Source organism: Streptococcus sp. HMSC067H01 (assembly GCF_001814775.1).
GTDB lineage: Bacteria > Bacillota > Bacilli > Lactobacillales > Streptococcaceae > Streptococcus.
Window position 1 is genome coordinate 1 of record NZ_KV817795.1, and the last position, 424, is coordinate 424.

The following is a 424-nucleotide window of genomic DNA, read 5'->3' on the forward strand; positions in this document are numbered from 1 at the left end:
TTTTTGGCTTACGTCCCATTTTAGGTACTCTCCCTCTTGTTTTCTCAACAATAGTATACCCGTTTTTCTTGTATTGTGCTAGCCAATTAAGAAGTATCGTACGACTTGGGAGCCCGTATTCAAGAGAAACTCTATCTTTAGTCCAGCCTTCATGTAAGACTTTATTAATCATTTCTTGTTTTAAATCAGGAGAATAGTAACGATTTTTTCCTTTTTTGACGAACTCTATTCCGTAACGATCAATCAATTTAATCATGTACCTAATATTAGAATTATTTATCCCAAATTTATTTGAAAGCTTCTCTAAGCTATATCCTTGTTTTCTAAGTTCATAGACCTGAACTTTATCATCATAAGTTAATTTCATAATAAAAACACCCCAAAAGTTAGATTTTTTTCTGTCTAACTTTTGGGGTGCAGTTCA

Annotated in this window: 1 pseudogene; it reads right to left on the reverse strand. The window is 32.3% G+C overall.

Annotated features, from left to right (window positions below):
- Positions 1–367 (reverse strand): annotated as a pseudogene (locus HMPREF2987_RS05820) (IS3 family transposase); the annotation flags it as partial.
- Positions 368–424 lie beyond the last annotated feature (57 nt).